An 18,236-nucleotide genomic window follows, 5' to 3' on the forward strand; every position below is an offset into this window, starting at 1 on the left:
TTCTAACTAAAATATCTTCTTCTAAGCCATAGAGATACATTTACTAAGCTTATCAAAACAGGCACTTCTACAAGAGGGCCTATAACTCCGACAAAAGCTTGAATAGAATTTATCCCAAATACTGATATTGCTACTGCTATTGCCAGCTCAAAGTTATTAGAAGCTGCTGTAAAGCTTAGAGATACTGCTTGCTCATAAGTAGCTTTAAACTTATATGACATAAAAAATGATATAAAGAACATAATTAAGAAATATATCAAAAGAGGTATAGCAACTTTTATTACTTGAAAAGGTAGATTAATAATTTGATCTCCTTTTGTTGTAAACATTAAAACTATTGTAAATAATAAAGCTATTAAAGTAAGAGGCGATATTGCTGGAGTAAATCTCTCAACATACCACTTTTCACCTTTCTGAGAAATTAATATAACTCTTGTTAGTATTCCAGCTAAAAAAGGTATTCCTAAATATATTCCTACACTTTTTGCAATATCTAGCATAGATATATTTATATCAATGCCTATATTAAATCCTAATAATCTTGGAATAACTGTAATAAAAATATACGCATATGCAGCATAAAATATTATTTGGAAAATAGAATTAAATGCAACTAATCCAGCACAATATTCTCTAGAGCCTTTAGCAAGATCATTCCATACAATCACCATTGCTATGCATCTTGCTAAACCTATCAGTACTAAACCAATCATAAAAGCAGGTTGGTTATGAAAAAAAACAATTGCCAAAATAAACATCAGAACCGGGCCAATTATCCAATTTTGAATTAAAGATAAAAATAAAATTCTTGTATCTTTAAAAATCTTTGGCATTGTTGAGTATTTAACTTTTGCAAGAGGAGGGTACATCATTATAATTAATCCTGCTCCAATCAACCAGTTACCAGATCCAATATCAAATTTGGCAATAATATTTTTAGCATCTGGAAATATATAGCCTATTAATATGCCTATAATCATTGCTAAGAATATCCATAATGTTAGATATCTATCTAAAAATTTTAATTTCATTTTTCTTCCTTATATTTTGCAAACTTCAGAAATTTCTAATTTAGAGACAATTTTCTGAACTTCTTCATCTTTATCCATTTCAATAAAAAGTTCTTCTAAGATATTTAAATATCGAATACTAATATTTCTATCAAGTCTATAAAATACCCATTTACCTTGCTTAAAAGAATTAAGTAGACTAGATAAATTTTTCAATTGAATTGATAAAGCTCCTTGGGTTAATGGTATAAATTTTTGAATATCACATACACACAAAGTGTTTTTATTCAGCATATATAAAATTATTAACCTATTTTTATCAGAAATAGATTTTAAAAAGTTTGTTATATCTTTCATGAAAACATATTTAAATATATAAATGTATTAATATGTTAATACTTGTTATTTAAAATATCAATTATTTATTTTAGATATGGTTTTTAACGATATGCCTATGTTAATGTTTAGCCAATATTATCTATATATGGTAAAATCAAGCCAGCATAAATATTATTGATAAATAAAACTTAATGGGAAGACTTCAGCAAAACTTGATGTATGCGATTATCTTAGTGGTAATCTTTGTTATTTGTATTTATTTTTTTACTTTTAATCGTAGTTACGAGGTGCAAGGTGTTTTCTTACCTGCATATTCAACAAAAATGCCTGCAACAGATCCTAGTAAAATAAGAGTTTTTAATTTACGTTATGAAAGTGATACTAAGGATAACATAGGACAAGTTAGAACATCTGTGCATGTAAGTAATCAGAAAGATTTCCAAAAACTATGTGATGAAAACTTATATAAAGCTATGAAACTAGCAGCGGCAAATGGTGCAGATGAAATTAAATATGTTTGCTTATATCCTCAGGGACAAATAAATGAGTTAAGTAGTGTTTCATTAAGAGCATATGCTTTTAGGGACTAAGTGAAATGAGAAAATTAAATATAGTTTTCGCTGGAACTCCTGATATATCAGCTCAAGTGCTAAAAGATTTATATGAAACTGAGCATAATATTCAAGCAGTACTTACGCAACCAGATAGAGCAAAAGGTCGCGGTAAAAAAGTTCAGTTCTCACCTGTTAAAGAGGTTGCTTTAGAAAATAATACTCCTGTTTTTCAACCATTATCTTTTAAAAAGAATCCAGAAGTTTTAGAACAAATTAAAGAGCTAAAACCTGATGTTATTGTTGTAATAGCCTACGGAATTATAGTGCCAAAAGCATTTTTGGATATTCCTAAATATGGTTGCTTAAATATACATGTTTCATTATTACCAAAATGGCGTGGTGCAGCTCCGATCCAAAGAGCTATCCAGTCAGGAGATAGTAAAACTGGCATTTGTATTATGCAAATGGATGAAGGCTTAGACACTGGAGATATTTTAAATATTCTAGAAGTAGATATAAAAGATACTGATACATCAGAGACTCTTCATGATAAATTTGCTAGTTTATCAATACAACCACTAATAGAAACTTTAGATAATATTGAAACAATTGAGCATAAGCCTCAAGAAGGTCAACCAACGTATGCTCATAAAATAACTAAGCAAGAAGGTTTAATTGATTTTGCTAAAACTTCTTGGCAGATTAGTTGTCATATTCGAGCATTTACTCCTTGGCCATCTGCATTTTTTATATTAGATAATCAAACTGTCAAGGTAGGGCAGTTTGAAATATTAGAACAATCATGTGACAAAGCCTCTGGAACTATATTAGATATCTCAAAATTAGGTTTTGATGTTTGTACTAATGATAAAATTATAAGATTTAAACAATTGCAATTTCCTAATAAAAAGATGCTACAAATAGCTGATATTCTAAATGGTAAAGATTTAAATAAATATATTGGATACAAAATAGGATAAATAATGAAAGTAGGATTTATAATAGATGATTTAAACTCTTTTAATATCTCAAAAGATAGCACTTTTATGATGCTACAAGCAGCTCAAGATAAGGGGTGGGAGGTTTATACATTTTATCTTAATGATTTATATATTATTAATGGTGACCCAAAAGGTAATTCTCTTAAGATAAAAATTCATAAGTCTAAACAAACTTGGTATGAAGTTCTGTCACAACACAATGATTTTTCCTTATTAGATTTAGATTGTATATTTATGCGTAAAGATCCTCCTTTTGATATGGAGTTTATCTATGTTACATATATGTTAGATTTAGCTAAAAAAAATGGTGTTTTAATAGTTAATAATCCACAAGCACTAAGAGATTTTAATGAAAAAGTAGCTATATCGAACTATCCTAAGTTTGCTCCAAATACTCTAATAACTAGAAGCTATAAACAAATTAATAAATTCTATGATAAACATAAAGATATTATAGTTAAGCCTTTAGATGGTATGGGAGGTAGCTCTATTTTTAGGATCAAAGATGGTGACAAGAATAAAAATGTAATTTTAGAAGTTCTAACAGAACACCAGTCGAGATATATAATGGTTCAAGATTATCAAAAATCTATCAAAGATGGCGATAAAAGAGTCCTTATAGTAAATGGAGAACCTATAAAGTATTTATTAGCTCGTGTTCCAAGTGAAAAAGATAACCGTGGAAACTTAGCAGCAGGTGCTTCAGCTGAGGTTAGAGAGCTTAAAGATAGTGATTATAAAATAGCTAAGAAAGTTGCTAAAAAGCTTAAAAAACAAGGCGTAATGTTTGCGGGTATCGATGTGATAGGTGATAAGCTTACAGAAGTTAATATCACTAGCCCGACAGGTATTCAAGAAATTTATAAAGCTACAAAAATAAATGCTGCAAGTTTATTAATGCAAGCAGTAGAACAAAAAATTGAAAAAATGAGAGAAGAAAGTAAGGATAGCGAGTAGATAAAATACTTACTACTTATTTGTTAAGTAAACTTCTATTTTTATTATAACAACTTTTTAAAGATATATTTAACTTAAACTTATTAGGTATAAAATCTTATGATTAATTATAAAGAACTTCCTAAAGGAGTATTGCATATTAACTTAATTCAAATTTTTTCGACAGTTGGCTATGCTGTGCTGATGGGATTATTGAATTTTTATCTGACAAATTATATTGGTATAAGTAAAACAGAGGCAAATACACTTACTTCTAGTTTTTTTGCAATTAATTTCTTATTTCACTTTTTAGGTGGGACTGTCGGTGGTAGATACTTAAGTTTTAGAGGTCTATTTTTTGTAAGTTTGTTTTTACAATTTGTCGGCTTATGTTTAATTGCCATACATACAAAGGCAATAGTTTTGATGGGAATGGCAACTTTTATTACCGGATCTGGATTAAACGTTAGTTGCATAAATATGATGCTAACACAACTTTTTGACCAAAATGATAAACGCCGTAGAATAGCATTTTCAGTAAACTATAGCTTTATGAATATTGGTTTTGTCGCAAGCTTCTTTATTGCGGGATATCTTCAGGGTATTGGATCATATAGTGCAGCATTTTATTTTGCGGCTATTTGTTTATTGATAGCAACAGTTATTCATTTATCTGCATGGAAATATGTTAATGACAAATCTACATATTTTGTTGAAACATTTTCTTTATTAGATAAGAAATTCTTTGTAGCTCCTTTGATTATAATAGGTTGCTTAATTTTTGCTTATGTTCTAATGCATCATCCGGTGTTTGCATCATATCTTATCTATGTAGCATTTATCGCAATTCTAATTTTTATGCTGATATTTGCAGCGAAACAGTCACACCAATATAAGCTAAAAATATACGTTTATCTAATTTTATCAGTAGCAAGTATGGTCTTTGCCTGTGTTCAAGGCTTACAATCAACAGCACTTGAAAACTTTGTTGAATTTAACACAACAAAATCATTATTTGGTATACCAATGGCACCAGCTACAGTAAATATGTTTGAAAGCCTTGGAGTTATTATATTTGGTTTTATTCTTGCTATGTCAATGAAAAGAAGACAAAGAAATAACAATCCATATCAACCAGGATTTTTGGTTGTCAAAGGCTTAGCAGTATATATAATAGCTTTCCTTATGATACCTTTAGGTATATTTTTAGCTGGCGGAGGCAAATCAAATGTTATCTTCCCGATTTTATTATTGATTATTGTTGCTATGGGAGAAATTCATGTAAATGCTGTAAACTATGCTATGGCAGGTGAGATGATGGATCCTAAACATCAAGGCTTATTTACAGGATATTTATTTTTAAATGTCGCTTTTGGTATTAACTTAGCAGGACCTATATCAAATTATGCAATTGGATCAACTAGCAACAGTAGTACTGCTACACTGTCATATCAAGCTACAAACCCAATGTATATGCATATATTCTTAGTAATGGCACTGATAGCATTTATAATAGCTGCAGTATTTTTTGTTTTAATAAGATTTTTAAATAATATTTTAGCTGAGGCTACTCCAAAAGATATTTTAGAGAGTGAAATTATTTAATATAAACTTTAGATTAGGATAATAAAATGGATAAGAAAACACAAGAATCAGAAAATTTATTTATACAAGCACAACAATACATACCTGGCGGAGTAAACTCTCCAGTACGAGCTTTTAAAAGTGTCGGACAAGATCACCCAAAATTCATTAAATCAGCAAAAGGTGCTTATCTTTATGATGTAGATTGGCACAAGTATATAGATTATATAGGATCTTGGGGACCAATGATTCTAGGCCATGGTGATGAAGATGTTTTAGAAGCAATGCAAAATCAGTTACAAAATGGTTTAAGTTATGGTGCTCCATGTAAACAAGAAATAGAGCTTGCAAAAAAGATAACTGAAGTTATGCCAAATATTGAGCAAGTTCGATTTGTTAACTCAGGTACAGAAGCTACTATGAGCGCTATTAGACTTGCTAGAGCTTATACAAATAAAAATAAGATAATCAAGTTTGAAGGCTGCTATCATGGTCACGCAGATGAGTTTCTAGTAGCTGCTGGATCAGGAGCTCTATCACTAGGTCAACCAAATTCTCCTGGTGTACCTGAAGATGTTGTTAAAGATACTTTAGTTGCAAGCTTTAACGATATCAACTCTATTAAAGCACTTTTTGAAAAGTATAAAGATGAGATTGCTTGTATTATAGTTGAGCCTATAGCTGGCAATATGAATATGATATTTCCTAAAGATGACTTCTTGGCTAAGCTTAGAGAGCTATGTGATGAAAATAATGCTCTACTTATCTTTGATGAGGTAATGACTGGCTTTAGAGTAGCGTTAGGAGGTGCTCAAAGTATTTATAATGTTAAGCCAGATATTACAACTTTAGGTAAAATTATTGGTGGTGGTATGCCAGTAGGAGCTTTTGGTGGTCGTAAAGATATTATGCAAATGATCTCCCCAGCTGGATCTGTATACCAAGCAGGAACTTTATCAGGAAATCCTCTTGCTATGGTAGCAGGGATAAAAACTTTAGAAAAAATATCACAAGATGATTTTTATACTCAACTTGAATCAAAAGCTCAAAAGTTAGTAGATGGTCTAAATGAAGCAGCAAAACTGTATGATTTTAACTTTCATGCTAAATGCCTAGGTGGGATGTTTGGCTTGTTCTTCTGTAGTGATAAAGTAGAAGTTAATACTTTTGCAGATTTAGGCAAAACAAATCTAGGTATGTTTAATAAGTTTTTTGCATATATGTTAGATAACGGTGTATATTTAGCACCATCAGCTTATGAAGCAGGATTTATCTCTATAGTACATAGTGATGAAGATATTCAAAAAACGATTGATTTGGCAAAAACTTTCTTTTACGAGAATACTAATTAGGTTAATGACTTAACATCGTCTTTAATTGTACAAATATCTGAAAACTTATAGTTACCAAGTTTTTTCATAAAGTCATTAGTTGCTTCATTTAATATGAATTTAAGCTTACAGTTTGGTATTAAAGGACAACTTAGAGGCTTATCTTTATTAAAACATTCAACGATATTCATAGGCTCTAGGTTTTGAACGATGTCTGAAAGCTTAATATCATAAATTTCAGATGATATTGATATTCCACCAAATCTACCTTTATATGATTGTATATAATTTAAATTTGATAAATTATTTATAATCTTTGTAGCATGATTAAGCTTTATATCTAAGATATTTACCAAATCCTTAGTTTTGTATTTTTGCATTGGATTTGATCCTAGAATTATCAGAATTCTTAGTGAATAGTCAGTAAATGACGTTAAATTCATATATTAGATTTTATAAAATATTTTTAGAAAGTATAAAATAAATTTGCATCAAATATAATATGCATATATAATGCATATTATGTTTTAAGTTTAATTAGAGAGTAACAATTATGCTAAGCCAAAAAACTGTAGATACGATAAAAGCAACAATTCCTGTATTAGAAGAAAATGGAGTAGCTCTAACAAAACATTTCTATAATAGAATGTTTGAACATAATCCAGAAGTTAAAAAGTTCTTTAATCTATCTCGTCAAAAGAACTCTAACCAACCCGAAGCATTAGCTGCTGCAATCTTAGCTTATGCTAGAAATATTGATAACTTAGATGCTCTTGGTCAGGCTGTTGAATTAATTGCGCAAAAACATGCTTCTTTACAAATCAAAGCTGAGCATTATCCAATTGTTGGGATTAATCTAATAGAATCAATCAAAGAATTATTAAACTTATCTGATAATGATGATGTTATTATTGCTTGGACTGAAGCATACAACTTATTAGCTGAGATTTTAATAAATCGTGAAAAAAATATTTATGATGAGAAATTAGAACAGTATGGCTGGAATGATTTCAAAGAGTTTAACGTTGTAAAAAAAGAAAAAGAAAGTGTAAATGCATACTCATTCTATCTAAAAAGTGATTCTATTAAAAATTTTAACTTTAAACCAGGTCAATATATAACCGTAAGATTTCCATATGAAAATACTACAACTATGAGAAACTATAGTATCTCATCTGCTAGAGATGAAGATTATTTAAGAATAACTGTAAAAAAAGAGGAGAAGGGTAGTATATCACAGCATTTATTTAATGATATAAATGTTGGTGATACTATTGAGGTTGCTCCACCATCTGGTGAATTTTTCTTAGATCTTGAACAAAAATCATACGCGCCTTTAGTTTTTATATCTGCAGGGATTGGTATAACTCCTCTGATAAGTATGCTTTTATCTGAATTAAAAACAAACAATACTAGAAGAATAGTTTTTGCTTGTGGTAAAAAAAGTAAATTAGAGCATCCATTTGCAGATCTATTAAAAAGATTAACAAAAGAAAATCCTCGATTAGAGACTATTTTCTTCTATGAAAATGTTGAAAAAGATGAAGCTAAACTAGGTTTAGTTAACTTAGATATAGTAAATAAACAATTAGAAAATGAAGCTTCAAGTGCACAATATTTCTTTTGTGGACCTACAGACTTTATGTTTTCTATTCAAGAGGGTTTATTAAAAGATGGTATAAATAATGAAAATATCCATTTTGAATTTTTTGGATCAAAAACTTTCTAATCATCTAGCTACAAAAAATATTTTCTAAAGCAGCCTGTATATTTATTTTTAAAGAAGTAACTGTATAATTTGTTTGATCTACAGAAGTTGCCCCATATATACAAATATAATTTTTCACATTATCAATATAATCAATATCATAAGGGGTTAAAGCAGCTATATTTATGGTTTTATCAGGAGCTATAGATGTTAGAGTAGAGTATCTTTGACTATACTTCTTTAAACTTTCAGATATTAGTAAAACTAGGTCACTATTATGTATACTAATTTCAAGCTCATCATCAATATGCTTCGCAATAATATCTATATTTAACTTCTGACTATAAGTTATTTGTTTTAATATCTGACAAAACTCACACAATCTTTGTCTATCTGAATCTATAATCAAGATATTCTGATTATTTTTTAGCTGATATGGAATTATTCCTAAGTTTTTAACTATACTAGTACTTTGTTTTGCTATGCTTAATGATATTTTTTGATGTTCTTTTGAATTAACTGTTAAATTAGCTCTTTTAACTTGTTCATCTTGAGAAAGTTTATAAATATATGAATTATGCAAGTCATGCTTTTGTTTAAACTCCAAAACTTTGCTATAAGCATTATCTACCGCTAAAGCAAACTCTACATTTTTCATATACTCACTTTCAAGAGATCTAAAAAGCTCCACAAACTTATAAGCATCTTTCTCATACCAAACCCTTACTGGCATAAGAACAATATCAATTCCAGCTAATATTGCTAATTTTGTAGCTTCTATACAGCCAAAATGTGTAGCAATTGCTTTCATATCCATAGCGTCTGATACAACTAGACCTTTAAAACCTATTTTTTCTTTTAAAAATTTTGTAATGATATTATGTGATAATGTAGCTGGTATACCAATTTCTTGACCAGTTGAGACTGATCTATGTGTAGTATCATCTAAAGCTGGCATACTGATATGTGCCGACATCACCATACTATATTTATTAACTAAATTTTGAAAAGTCAATAATTCAGTTTTTTCTAATTTATCTAAGCTTTTATTTACATTTACACTACCTAGATGACTATCTGAAGATGTATCACCATGACCTGGAAAGTGTTTAACACAATCGATAATCTTAGCATCATGGTAACCATCTATAGCAGATTCTGCATATTCTATAACAGTTTCTGGGTTATCTGAATATGCTCTAACTCCAATAATAGGATTATTCTTATTTGAGTTAACATCAATTACAGGAGCAAAGTTTACATTTATCCCTAAACTATATAACTCATCACCGATAATCTTCGCCATAGTATAAGCATTTTCTGGCTTATTTGTAGCAGCAAGAGCCATATTGCCACAGCCACTTGTGCCTTGCTTAATACGATTAACTCTACCTCCTTCTTGATCTGTTGCAAAAAAAAGTGGGGTGGTTACATTTGATTGGATATCTCTTAGAAGAGAAATTGTTTGTTCGTTGGTTTGAAAATTTTCTTTAAAGAGAATGAAACCACTTAAATTATAATCTTTAAAAAGATTATTAATTTTTTGATTAGTTTTTACAAAAGGAATAGGTTGGTTGTCTGAATTTTCACCCCAATAGCGAAAATCCATCATAATCAATTGACCTAATTTTTCTTTAATAGATATAGGCATTTATTTTAGATAATTATAAGAAGTTAATTAATAGTAACATAGATAAATTAATCTTGTTTACATTCCCCAGCCGTGACTAACTAAAAATTTCTGACCAGTCAAAGCATTTGTTTTAAATCCAGCTAAAAATATAGCTGTATCAGCAATATCTTGAACAGTTGTAAATTCACCATCAACAGTACCACCAAGCATAATATTCTTAACAACTTCTTCTTCAGAAATATTTAGCTCTTTTGCCTGTTCTGGAATTTGTTTTTCAACAAGTGGTGTTAGTACAAAACCAGGACCAATTAAATTAGATGAAATATTATGTTCAGCACCTTCTTTTGCTAATGCTCTTACAAAACCAACTTGGGCATGCTTAGCAGCTACATATGCTGCTTTATTTTTTGACGCAAGAACAGAGTGAACCGATCCAACTACAATAATTCTACCACCAGTTTTTAGATCTATCATATGTCGCATCGCAGCTTGAGTTACTAGTAAAGTACCTGTCATATGTATATCAAATAATTTCTTCCATGCAGAAATACTAAAGTCTACTATAGGTGATATTATCTGAATACCCGCATTATTGATAACTGTATCAATACGTCCAAATTTCTCTACAGTACTATTGACACCCGAGTTTACTTGTTCTTCATTTGTTACATCCATTTGTACAGCTAAAGTTTCCACATCATATTTTGATGATAAATCTTTAGCTACTTCTTGCGACTTTTCTAGATCTAAGTCAGCTATTACAACTTTTGCACCTTGTTTTGCAAATTCTGTTGCCATACCTAAGCCTAAACCTGAGGCTGCACCTGTTATTAATGTAACTTTATTTTTTACAGACATTAAAATATCTCCTATAACTGTAATTAAGCTTTTACTAGATATTATATAGTAAAACTAATTAATTGATCACATAAGAGGTGTTAAAATTTTCATAAAACTTTCTATAAGTAAACTACTACGCTTTGTCGTTAAGTGATTGGTATCTCTAGTTGAATCTTTTAAAATTTTATTAGCCCAGTCATATAGTTGTTCTAGATGATTTTGGCTATATATAAAAGTTGCTATTTCATAGTTCAAAAACAAGCTACGGTTATCCAAGTTTACAGAGCCTAGCATCGCAAGGTTATTATCGATTAAGACAGCTTTTGCATGTACCATATTTTTTGTAAAATGAATATCTATACCAAACTTTAAAAAGTCTCTAATATAACTTGCTCTAGCTCTATCTACTATTTTATGATTAGATTCTTTAGGAGTTATAATTTTTACTTCAACACCTCTTTTTCTAGCTAAAACTATAGAGTGATATAGTTCAGCAGATGGAATTAGATAGGGTGTTATAATCCATAATTTATGTTTCGCCGAGTTTATTGCTGTAATTAACCCTGAATATAACTGATCCTCTTGCAAATCTGGTCCAGATGGAATTACCTGTACAAAACCATCTTGTGAAATATCTTTACTTATTTTAAAATCTAGCTCTTGATTTGTAGCAAAATGCCAATCTGAGCAAAAAACTTTTAAAAAATATAGCAATGATTCACCCTGAATTTTAAATAATAAATCATCCCACATTCCTTCATGCTCCATTGGTGACATATATTCATCACCAATATTCATCCCTCCACTAAATACAGTCTTATTATCAAAAATATATATCTTTCTATGATTTCGATAATTAATATAGTTACGCAATGGATTAGTTAAGACAGGCATAAAAAAGACAACTTCAGCACCTAGCTTGCGTAGATTTCTAAATATCTTTTTATTATGACGATATACATATAATGAACCAAGTGAATCTATCATCATTTTTACCTCAACACCTTTGGCAGCTTTTTTCTCTAAAGCATTTATAACAAGCTTAGATGTAGTATCATTTTTAAAAACATAAGTTTGTATATAGATATTTTTTTCTGCTAAATCGATAGCTTCTATAAATGCTTGGAAAGATTTAACACCATCTGTATATATCTCAAAAGAATTTTTTCCAGTAAGTGTTGGTAGATCCATACTAGAAAAAACATTGATAATATCCATAGGTAGATTTTTACACTTATGCTCTTTTACTAAGCAGCTTTCCTGCAGAGCAGGTTGGCTAATATCCATAGTTTCTTTTTGCCAGAAACTTCGTTTATCTTTGCGTTGAAATATAAAAAAGAAGGGAATTGCAATATAAGGAATAAATAATATAGCTAAAAGCCAAGCTAAAATATTTGAAGCTGACTTTTTGTCTACAATAAGTTTTAATACAACTAAAATTGTCAAAGCTTGACAAATAAACAAAACAATATTTGCTTCTATTACATATAATAAGCTTAGAAAGAAATTTTCCATTTATAGAAATCATTTATAAGGAATCCTTAAGTATGAATTCTAACATAGTGAAAATATTCTAGATAGTTTAGTATCTATAATTACATCAAAGGTGTGAGAATTTTCATAATACTTTCTACTATTAAACTACTACGTTTCGTCGGTAAATGTGATGAATTTTGACTTGATTCTTTAAGTATATTTTCAGCCCACGAATAAAGTTTTTTTACCTCGTTAGGAGTATATATAAAAGTAGCAATTTCGTAGTTTAAAAATAAACTTCTATTATCGAGATTAATAGAACCAAGTATCGCAATATTTGAATCTATAAGTATAGCTTTAGCATGAATCATTTTCTCTGTAAAATGTACTTGTATATTATGTTTTAATAGATCTCTAATATAACTTGATCTTGCTCGATTTATTATTTTATGGTCAGAATCTTTTGGGGTAATTATTTTTACATCAACACCACGACACTTAGCAAGAGTTATTGATTGTAATAAGTCTAAAGAAGGGATTAGATACGGTGTTATAATCCAAAGCTTTTCTTGTGCAGAATTTATTGCTGTTAGAAGTCCAGCATATAACTGATTTTTATTCATATCAGGTCCAGAAGGGACTACTTGGGTAAAACACTTATTATAAATGTTGTTTTCTATTTTAAACTTTAGCTCACGATTTGTTGCAAAATACCAGTCTGAACGAAAAACTTTTAAAAAATGTAATACAGATTCGCCACGAAGGCTAAATAACAAATCACTCCACATCCCATCATGATAAGCCAAAGACATATATTCATCACCAATATTTATACCGCCACTCATAGCTAAATTATTATCAAAAATAAAAATCTTACGATGATTTCTATAATTAATATAGTTACGCAAAGGATTTGTAAGTATTGGCATGAAAAATACTATTTCTGCGCCTAAAGTACGTAAGTTTCGAAATATCCTTTTATTATGTAGATAAGCATGGAATGATCCCAGAGAATCAATCATCATTTTAACCTCAATTCCTTGAGCAGCTTTTTGTTCTAATGCACTTATAACTAGTTTAGATGTAGTGTCATTTTTAAGTATATAAGTCTGAAGATATATGCTTTTTTTTGCAGAGTTGATCGCTTGCATAAAAGCTTCAAAAGATCTAACCCCATTAGTATATATTTCAAAGCTGTTATGCATAGTAAGTGTTGGTAGATCAAGATTTGAAAAAGTATTAATAACATTTTTAGGTAATTCTTGGCAATGATCATTAGTTAAACAAATTTTTTCAAAAGATGCTGAGCTATCTATATTCATAGTCTTTTTCTGCCAAAACCTACGTCTATCTTTGCGCTGAAATATAAAGAAAAAGGGTATTGCAACATAAGGAATAAATAATATTGCTAAGAGCCAAGCTATAATATTAGATGCAGATTTTTTATCTACTATAAGTTTTAAAACGACAAATATAGTAAAAACTTGGCAAATAAATAAAATAGAATTTGCTTCTAATAAGTATATTACTCCAGATATAAAATTATCCATATTTTTTACACTAATTTGAAGCTAATAACTAAATTTTAACATATCGCTAATAATCTATATAGCAATGTTTTAGTATGATTTTTTAGTAAAGATTAAGATAAGTAAAGAAATAATTACCACTGCTAAAATTAAGTATAGAGGTGTTAACATAACTCCTTCAGCAACTCCAAAACTTGCTAAAGCTAAAAATGCCCCATTAAAAACTGCAAAGCTAATATTATAAGTAAAGCCTAAACCACTAGCACGAACACTAGGACTAAAAAGAGTACTTGCATAGTTTGCAGCCACACCAACAGTAAGACCCATAAAAATATTATTGATTAACATAAATATGATTAAGTAGTGAGAATTTATTACTATAGCGTAGTAAAAAGCACTTCCAAAGATTAACAATCCAATGCCTCCAACAAAAAGGATTTTTAATGCTCCAAACTTATCTGCCAAATATCCTGCTGGTATTGAAATAACAGAAAAAACAAATAAGTTTAATAAGATTAAATTAGAAGCATTAGATATGTTATTTAGTTTAAAATAAGTAGGTAAATAAAGAGAGAAAAACCCAACAACCATTGCAAATATTGATATAGCTGCGATTGCTCTAACCATAGCTAATTTTTCTGTATTAAATAGACTTATTATTGGAACTTTATGTTCAATCTTTTTGTTTAAAAAGGTTTCTGTTTCACTTATTTCTTTTCTAAAAAAATAGCTAATAATCGCGGCAATACCTCCAAGCATAAAAGCAACCCGCCAAGCATATTGATCTGTTAAAAAGTATGTTGTAACTACTTTTGTAATTTCAGCAAAAAATATTCCAAAATTAATAAAACAAAATATAATACCACAAGCTAAACCACCGTGTTTTATTAAAGTCTCTTTAACAAATACAACAGCGCTTGGAATCTCACCACCAATTGCGGCTCCTTGAATAATACGCAACAAAACAAATAATAATGTAGCTAAAATCCCAACACTACTATAAGAAGGTAATAATGCGATAAAAAATGATGCTAACCCCATTAACAATATAGTTAATATAAAAGATTTTTTACGCCCAAACTTATCGCCTATATGACCAAAGAATATACCACCTATTGGTCTAGCAAAATATCCCACTGCAAAAACAGTAAAAGCATATAGTGCCTCTAAAGCGGGTGATCCTTCATGTGGAAAGAAAGTACTGCCTAATACGATTGCAAACATACCAAATATTACAAAATCATAAAACTCAAGCATTCCACCGATACTAGTAAGTAAAATCGTTTTAAAATCTTCTTTTTTAAGCATATTTATTTAAGTATAATTAAATTCAAATTATATAGATAATAGCTAATTAATTATTAAAAGCTAGTAAAAAACTATGATAAATATTGAAAAAACTTTAAAAAGAAAAGTTCAAAAAGGACAAAAGCTCTTACCAAATATTAAGAATATAATCTTAGTAGCATCTGGTAAAGGTGGTGTAGGCAAATCTACTGTTACTGCAAATTTAGCTGTAAGTTTTGCAAAAATGGGAGCTAAAGTAGGGGTTTTAGATGCAGATATCTATGGCCCAAGTCAGCCAACTCTGTTTGATTTAAAAGAGAATCCTCAGACTACAGATAAGAAAAAAATCATTCCTCTTGAACGTTATGGGGTTAAAATGATTTCTATCGGAAATCTTATAGATCCAGAATCTGCTGTGATCTGGCGCGGTCCCATAGTTTCTAGAGCTTTAATGCAACTTCTAAATGATACCAGCTGGGGTGAAATAGATTACCTATTTCTAGATTTACCTCCTGGAACAGGGGATATACAGCTCACAATTTCTAAAAATATGCCAGTAACTGGAGCTGTAGTTGTAACTACTCCTCAAGATTTATCTTTGATAGATGCAAGACGTGCTGTCGCTATGTTTGAAAAAGTTGATATTAAAACATTAGGCGTTATAGAAAACATGAGCTACTACATTTGTCCTAAATGTGGCAATAGTGATCATATATTTGGTGAAGATGGAGCACATCTATTATGTGGTAAAAACAATATTGAATTTCTTGGTAATTTGCCTCTACATAAAGATATTCGTGAAAATGCTGATCATGGTAAACCTTATGTAAGCTTAGATAAAGATGATAATATTAATACAAGTTATATGACAGTAGCTGAAAATATATTAAATGAAATTGAAAAACTACCTAAAGCAAGTAGTTTAGATTCTATTGGTGTTAAATTAGAAAATTAAGAGAGAAAAAATGTCTATAAAATCAGATAAATGGATAAAAAAAATGTCCCAAGAGCATTCTATGATAGAACCTTTTGAAGCAGGACAAGTCAAAGTTGCAAATAATGAAAAAATAGTTTCTTATGGTACATCTAGTTATGGTTATGATGTACGCTGCGCAGATGAGTTTAAAATTTTCACAAATATTAATTCTTCAATAGTAGACCCTAAACACTTTGATGATAAAAACTTTGTTGATTTTAAAGGCGATGTTTGTATTATTCCTCCCAATTCTTTTGCTTTAGCACGTACTGTTGAGAAATTCAAAATTCCAAGAGATGTTTTAGTTGTATGCCTTGGTAAATCAACTTATGCTAGATGTGGGATTATTGTAAATGTGACACCTTTAGAGCCTGAATGGGAAGGTTATGTAACATTAGAGTTTTCAAATACAACTCCATTGCCTGCAAGAATATATGCTAATGAAGGTGTTGCACAGATGCTATTTTTCCAATCAGATGAAGAGTGTGAAACATCATATGCTGATAAAGGTGGTAAATATCAAGGGCAAGAAGGCGTAACACTACCTAAGTGTTAATATTGTGCTATTTGAACAATTCTAAAGACTTGTTTTTTTAGCTCACTTTCCAAAGTAGGATCCTCTGGATATTTCTCTAATAATGGTAAGAAAACTGATTCACCTATAACAGATCTTTTAGTATTATCTTTATCTTTCAATCCCCAAACCTGTTGATACGTTGCAGGAACAACTTGTTTCGGATTGTATGGATTTAAAGTTTTACCGATATATAGCATCACATGCCCCTTTATATATATAAAATCCAAAAAAGGACGAGCTTTTGTCAATAAAATTTGACTACGTTGTTCTGAAGTATATTTATCAAGTTTTAATGATTTATATGTTTTATATTGATCCTTAGAATTTCTTGGTAACCATACTCCAAAAGCTTGGTATATAGCTCTTAACTCAGAAGAGCAATCATTATAGTAATATTGATTACCCCAACCATAAGGATAGCCTTGAGTCTCTTTAATTATTTTTACAAAATTTTTAGGTGTAGTTAAAGCTGGTATCTTTGTGGCATCATGCTTTATTATTTTAGCATCTGTAAAAACTAGATTTCCGGTTTTTGTTTGAGTTGGAAGCAACACTTTATAATAATTTTTATCAGTATCTAGTACTGGTAACATTGTTCCAGGATAAGTATTTTTAATTAGTTTATTATCTAAGTTAAATATAGGTGTCTCAAAACGTCTAATAGAGATGCTTTTTTTTGTGAAAGCATTTTTCCAAGTTTCAATTTCACTAGTTGAAACTCTAGAAATAGTATTAGATTTTACCCATGCATAAAAAGATGGACTAAGAACTAAATACCAACGTTTATCTTTTGAAACTGAGATTATATAAATAGCTTCACCAATATTTAACGATGAAACATTAATGTTACTAAAAGGATATCCTTGACCTGGTAATGTGAAATTCAAAAATAACGGTCTGTCATAAGGAACGGTATATCCCATTGTTGTTCTCGTAACTATAGCTCTATTGTTAACGTTATATTTATGTAAATTATTGATATCATCAAAATTTATATTTTTAGTAACACTTTTATATTCAAGTTTAGTAAAAAGTCTAAAATTTTCTTTATAAATTTTCTCATCATCTGGTAGCTTACTATTATTGATATCGTTAATTTGCTCTGTAACCCATTTTTTTAGACTATTTTGTTGCAAATACTCTTCATAGAAAGATTCTGACCATGGAGAATCATTTCCAACAGAATGAGATATTAATTTTTTGAGAAGTTTATCTTGCTGAAGCCTAGTCAATAAAGGTTTCTCATATCCTTTTTGTGACTTAGGAATATAATAATTTGCATCTTGTGAGTATTTAGATAAATCAAACATCTCAATAGGTACATTTACAGCAAGACATAATGATATATTTACTATAAACAATACTATAAAGGTTGTAAAAGATTTTAAGCTCATTAGACAGGATTTCTCTTTAAATTTAAAATTTAATTAACAAAAATAATATCAGAAAATTATG

Annotated in this window: 17 protein-coding genes; 8 read left to right on the forward strand and 9 right to left on the reverse strand. The window is 29.5% G+C overall.

Translation table 11 applies throughout. The annotated features are described in order from the left end of the window. Window positions 1–2: 2 nt before the first annotated feature. Both arsB and F7310_RS05205 read right to left on the reverse strand, forming a co-directional pair. Complete coding sequence (gene arsB / locus F7310_RS05200) at window positions 3–1,031, reverse strand: ACR3 family arsenite efflux transporter (protein WP_072712290.1); 1,029 nt, start codon at window positions 1,029–1,031, stop codon at window positions 3–5. Window positions 1,032–1,040: 9 nt separating this feature from the next. Further along, complete coding sequence (locus F7310_RS05205; RefSeq protein WP_072712291.1) at window positions 1,041–1,367, reverse strand: ArsR/SmtB family transcription factor; 327 nt, start codon at window positions 1,365–1,367, stop codon at window positions 1,041–1,043. A 173-nt stretch (window positions 1,368–1,540) separates the two neighbouring features. Between F7310_RS05205 and fvfA the strand changes: the two genes are divergently transcribed. The 5 genes from fvfA to hemL all read left to right on the forward strand — a co-directional run bounded on the left by fvfA (window position 1,541) and on the right by hemL (window position 6,776). Beyond that, window positions 1,541–1,939, forward strand: coding sequence for a Francisella virulence factor A (fvfA, locus tag F7310_RS05210; RefSeq protein WP_072712292.1), 399 nt, complete (start codon window positions 1,541–1,543; stop codon window positions 1,937–1,939). Between the two features lie 5 nt (window positions 1,940–1,944). Next, window positions 1,945–2,883 (forward strand): methionyl-tRNA formyltransferase, encoded by a 939-nt coding sequence (fmt, locus tag F7310_RS05215; RefSeq protein WP_072712293.1) that lies wholly within the window; start codon window positions 1,945–1,947, stop codon window positions 2,881–2,883. Window positions 2,884–2,886: 3 nt separating this feature from the next. Continuing rightward, a complete protein-coding gene (gshB, locus tag F7310_RS05220) occupies window positions 2,887–3,861 on the forward strand; it encodes a glutathione synthase (protein WP_072712294.1) in 975 nt (324 codons plus the stop codon). A 99-nt stretch (window positions 3,862–3,960) separates the two neighbouring features. Beyond that, window positions 3,961–5,445: a peptide MFS transporter gene (locus F7310_RS05225; protein WP_072712295.1), complete on the forward strand. Its 1,485-nt coding sequence runs from the start codon at window positions 3,961–3,963 to the stop codon at window positions 5,443–5,445. A 26-nt stretch (window positions 5,446–5,471) separates the two neighbouring features. Further along, window positions 5,472–6,776, forward strand: coding sequence for a glutamate-1-semialdehyde 2,1-aminomutase (hemL, locus tag F7310_RS05230; protein ID WP_072712296.1), 1,305 nt, complete (start codon window positions 5,472–5,474; stop codon window positions 6,774–6,776). Here hemL and F7310_RS05235 read toward each other — a convergent pair. After that, window positions 6,773–7,198 (reverse strand): Rrf2 family transcriptional regulator, encoded by a 426-nt coding sequence (locus tag F7310_RS05235; protein WP_072712297.1) that lies wholly within the window; start codon window positions 7,196–7,198, stop codon window positions 6,773–6,775. The genes hemL and F7310_RS05235 overlap by 4 nt on opposite strands. Window positions 7,199–7,308: 110 nt before the next feature. Here F7310_RS05235 and hmpA point away from each other — a divergent pair, with 110 nt between their 5' ends. Continuing rightward, entirely contained in the window at window positions 7,309–8,484 is a 1,176-nt protein-coding gene (gene hmpA / locus F7310_RS05240) for an NO-inducible flavohemoprotein (RefSeq protein WP_072712298.1), read from the forward strand. Between the two features lie 4 nt (window positions 8,485–8,488). On the opposite strand, the gene F7310_RS05245 is transcribed toward hmpA, so the two are convergent. The 5 genes from F7310_RS05245 to F7310_RS05265 all read right to left on the reverse strand — a co-directional run bounded on the left by F7310_RS05245 (window position 8,489) and on the right by F7310_RS05265 (window position 15,249). Then, a complete protein-coding gene (locus F7310_RS05245; RefSeq protein ID WP_072712299.1) occupies window positions 8,489–10,114 on the reverse strand; it encodes a glycoside hydrolase family 3 protein in 1,626 nt (541 codons plus the stop codon). A gap of 57 nt (window positions 10,115–10,171) precedes the next feature. After that, window positions 10,172–10,954 carry a 3-hydroxybutyrate dehydrogenase gene (locus F7310_RS05250; RefSeq protein WP_072712301.1) on the reverse strand — a complete coding sequence of 261 codons (783 nt, stop codon included), beginning with the start codon at window positions 10,952–10,954 and terminating at the stop codon, window positions 10,172–10,174. Window positions 10,955–11,020: 66 nt separating this feature from the next. Continuing rightward, a complete protein-coding gene (gene cls, locus F7310_RS05255; protein ID WP_072712302.1) occupies window positions 11,021–12,451 on the reverse strand; it encodes a cardiolipin synthase in 1,431 nt (476 codons plus the stop codon). Window positions 12,452–12,531: 80 nt separating this feature from the next. After that, on the reverse strand, window positions 12,532–13,962 hold the full coding sequence (gene cls / locus F7310_RS05260; RefSeq protein WP_072712304.1) for a cardiolipin synthase: 1,431 nt from the start codon (window positions 13,960–13,962) through the stop codon (window positions 12,532–12,534). 69 nt (window positions 13,963–14,031) lie between these two features. Beyond that, on the reverse strand, window positions 14,032–15,249 hold the full coding sequence (locus F7310_RS05265) for an MFS transporter (RefSeq protein ID WP_072712305.1): 1,218 nt from the start codon (window positions 15,247–15,249) through the stop codon (window positions 14,032–14,034). A gap of 73 nt (window positions 15,250–15,322) precedes the next feature. Between F7310_RS05265 and F7310_RS05270 the strand changes: the two genes are divergently transcribed. Further along, window positions 15,323–16,183, forward strand: coding sequence for an Mrp/NBP35 family ATP-binding protein (locus F7310_RS05270; protein WP_145951731.1), 861 nt, complete (start codon window positions 15,323–15,325; stop codon window positions 16,181–16,183). A gap of 10 nt (window positions 16,184–16,193) precedes the next feature. Then, window positions 16,194–16,760 carry a dCTP deaminase gene (gene dcd / locus F7310_RS05275; protein WP_072712307.1) on the forward strand — a complete coding sequence of 189 codons (567 nt, stop codon included), beginning with the start codon at window positions 16,194–16,196 and terminating at the stop codon, window positions 16,758–16,760. Here dcd and F7310_RS05280 read toward each other — a convergent pair. Further along, window positions 16,757–18,175 (reverse strand): SH3 domain-containing protein, encoded by a 1,419-nt coding sequence (locus F7310_RS05280; protein ID WP_072712309.1) that lies wholly within the window; start codon window positions 18,173–18,175, stop codon window positions 16,757–16,759. The two genes, dcd and F7310_RS05280, sit on opposite strands and share 4 nt — an antisense overlap. Between the last annotated feature and the right edge of the window lie 61 nt (window positions 18,176–18,236).

The sequence above is a fragment of the Francisella uliginis genome (genome assembly GCF_001895265.1).
Classification (GTDB): domain Bacteria; phylum Pseudomonadota; class Gammaproteobacteria; order Francisellales; family Francisellaceae; genus Francisella; species Francisella uliginis.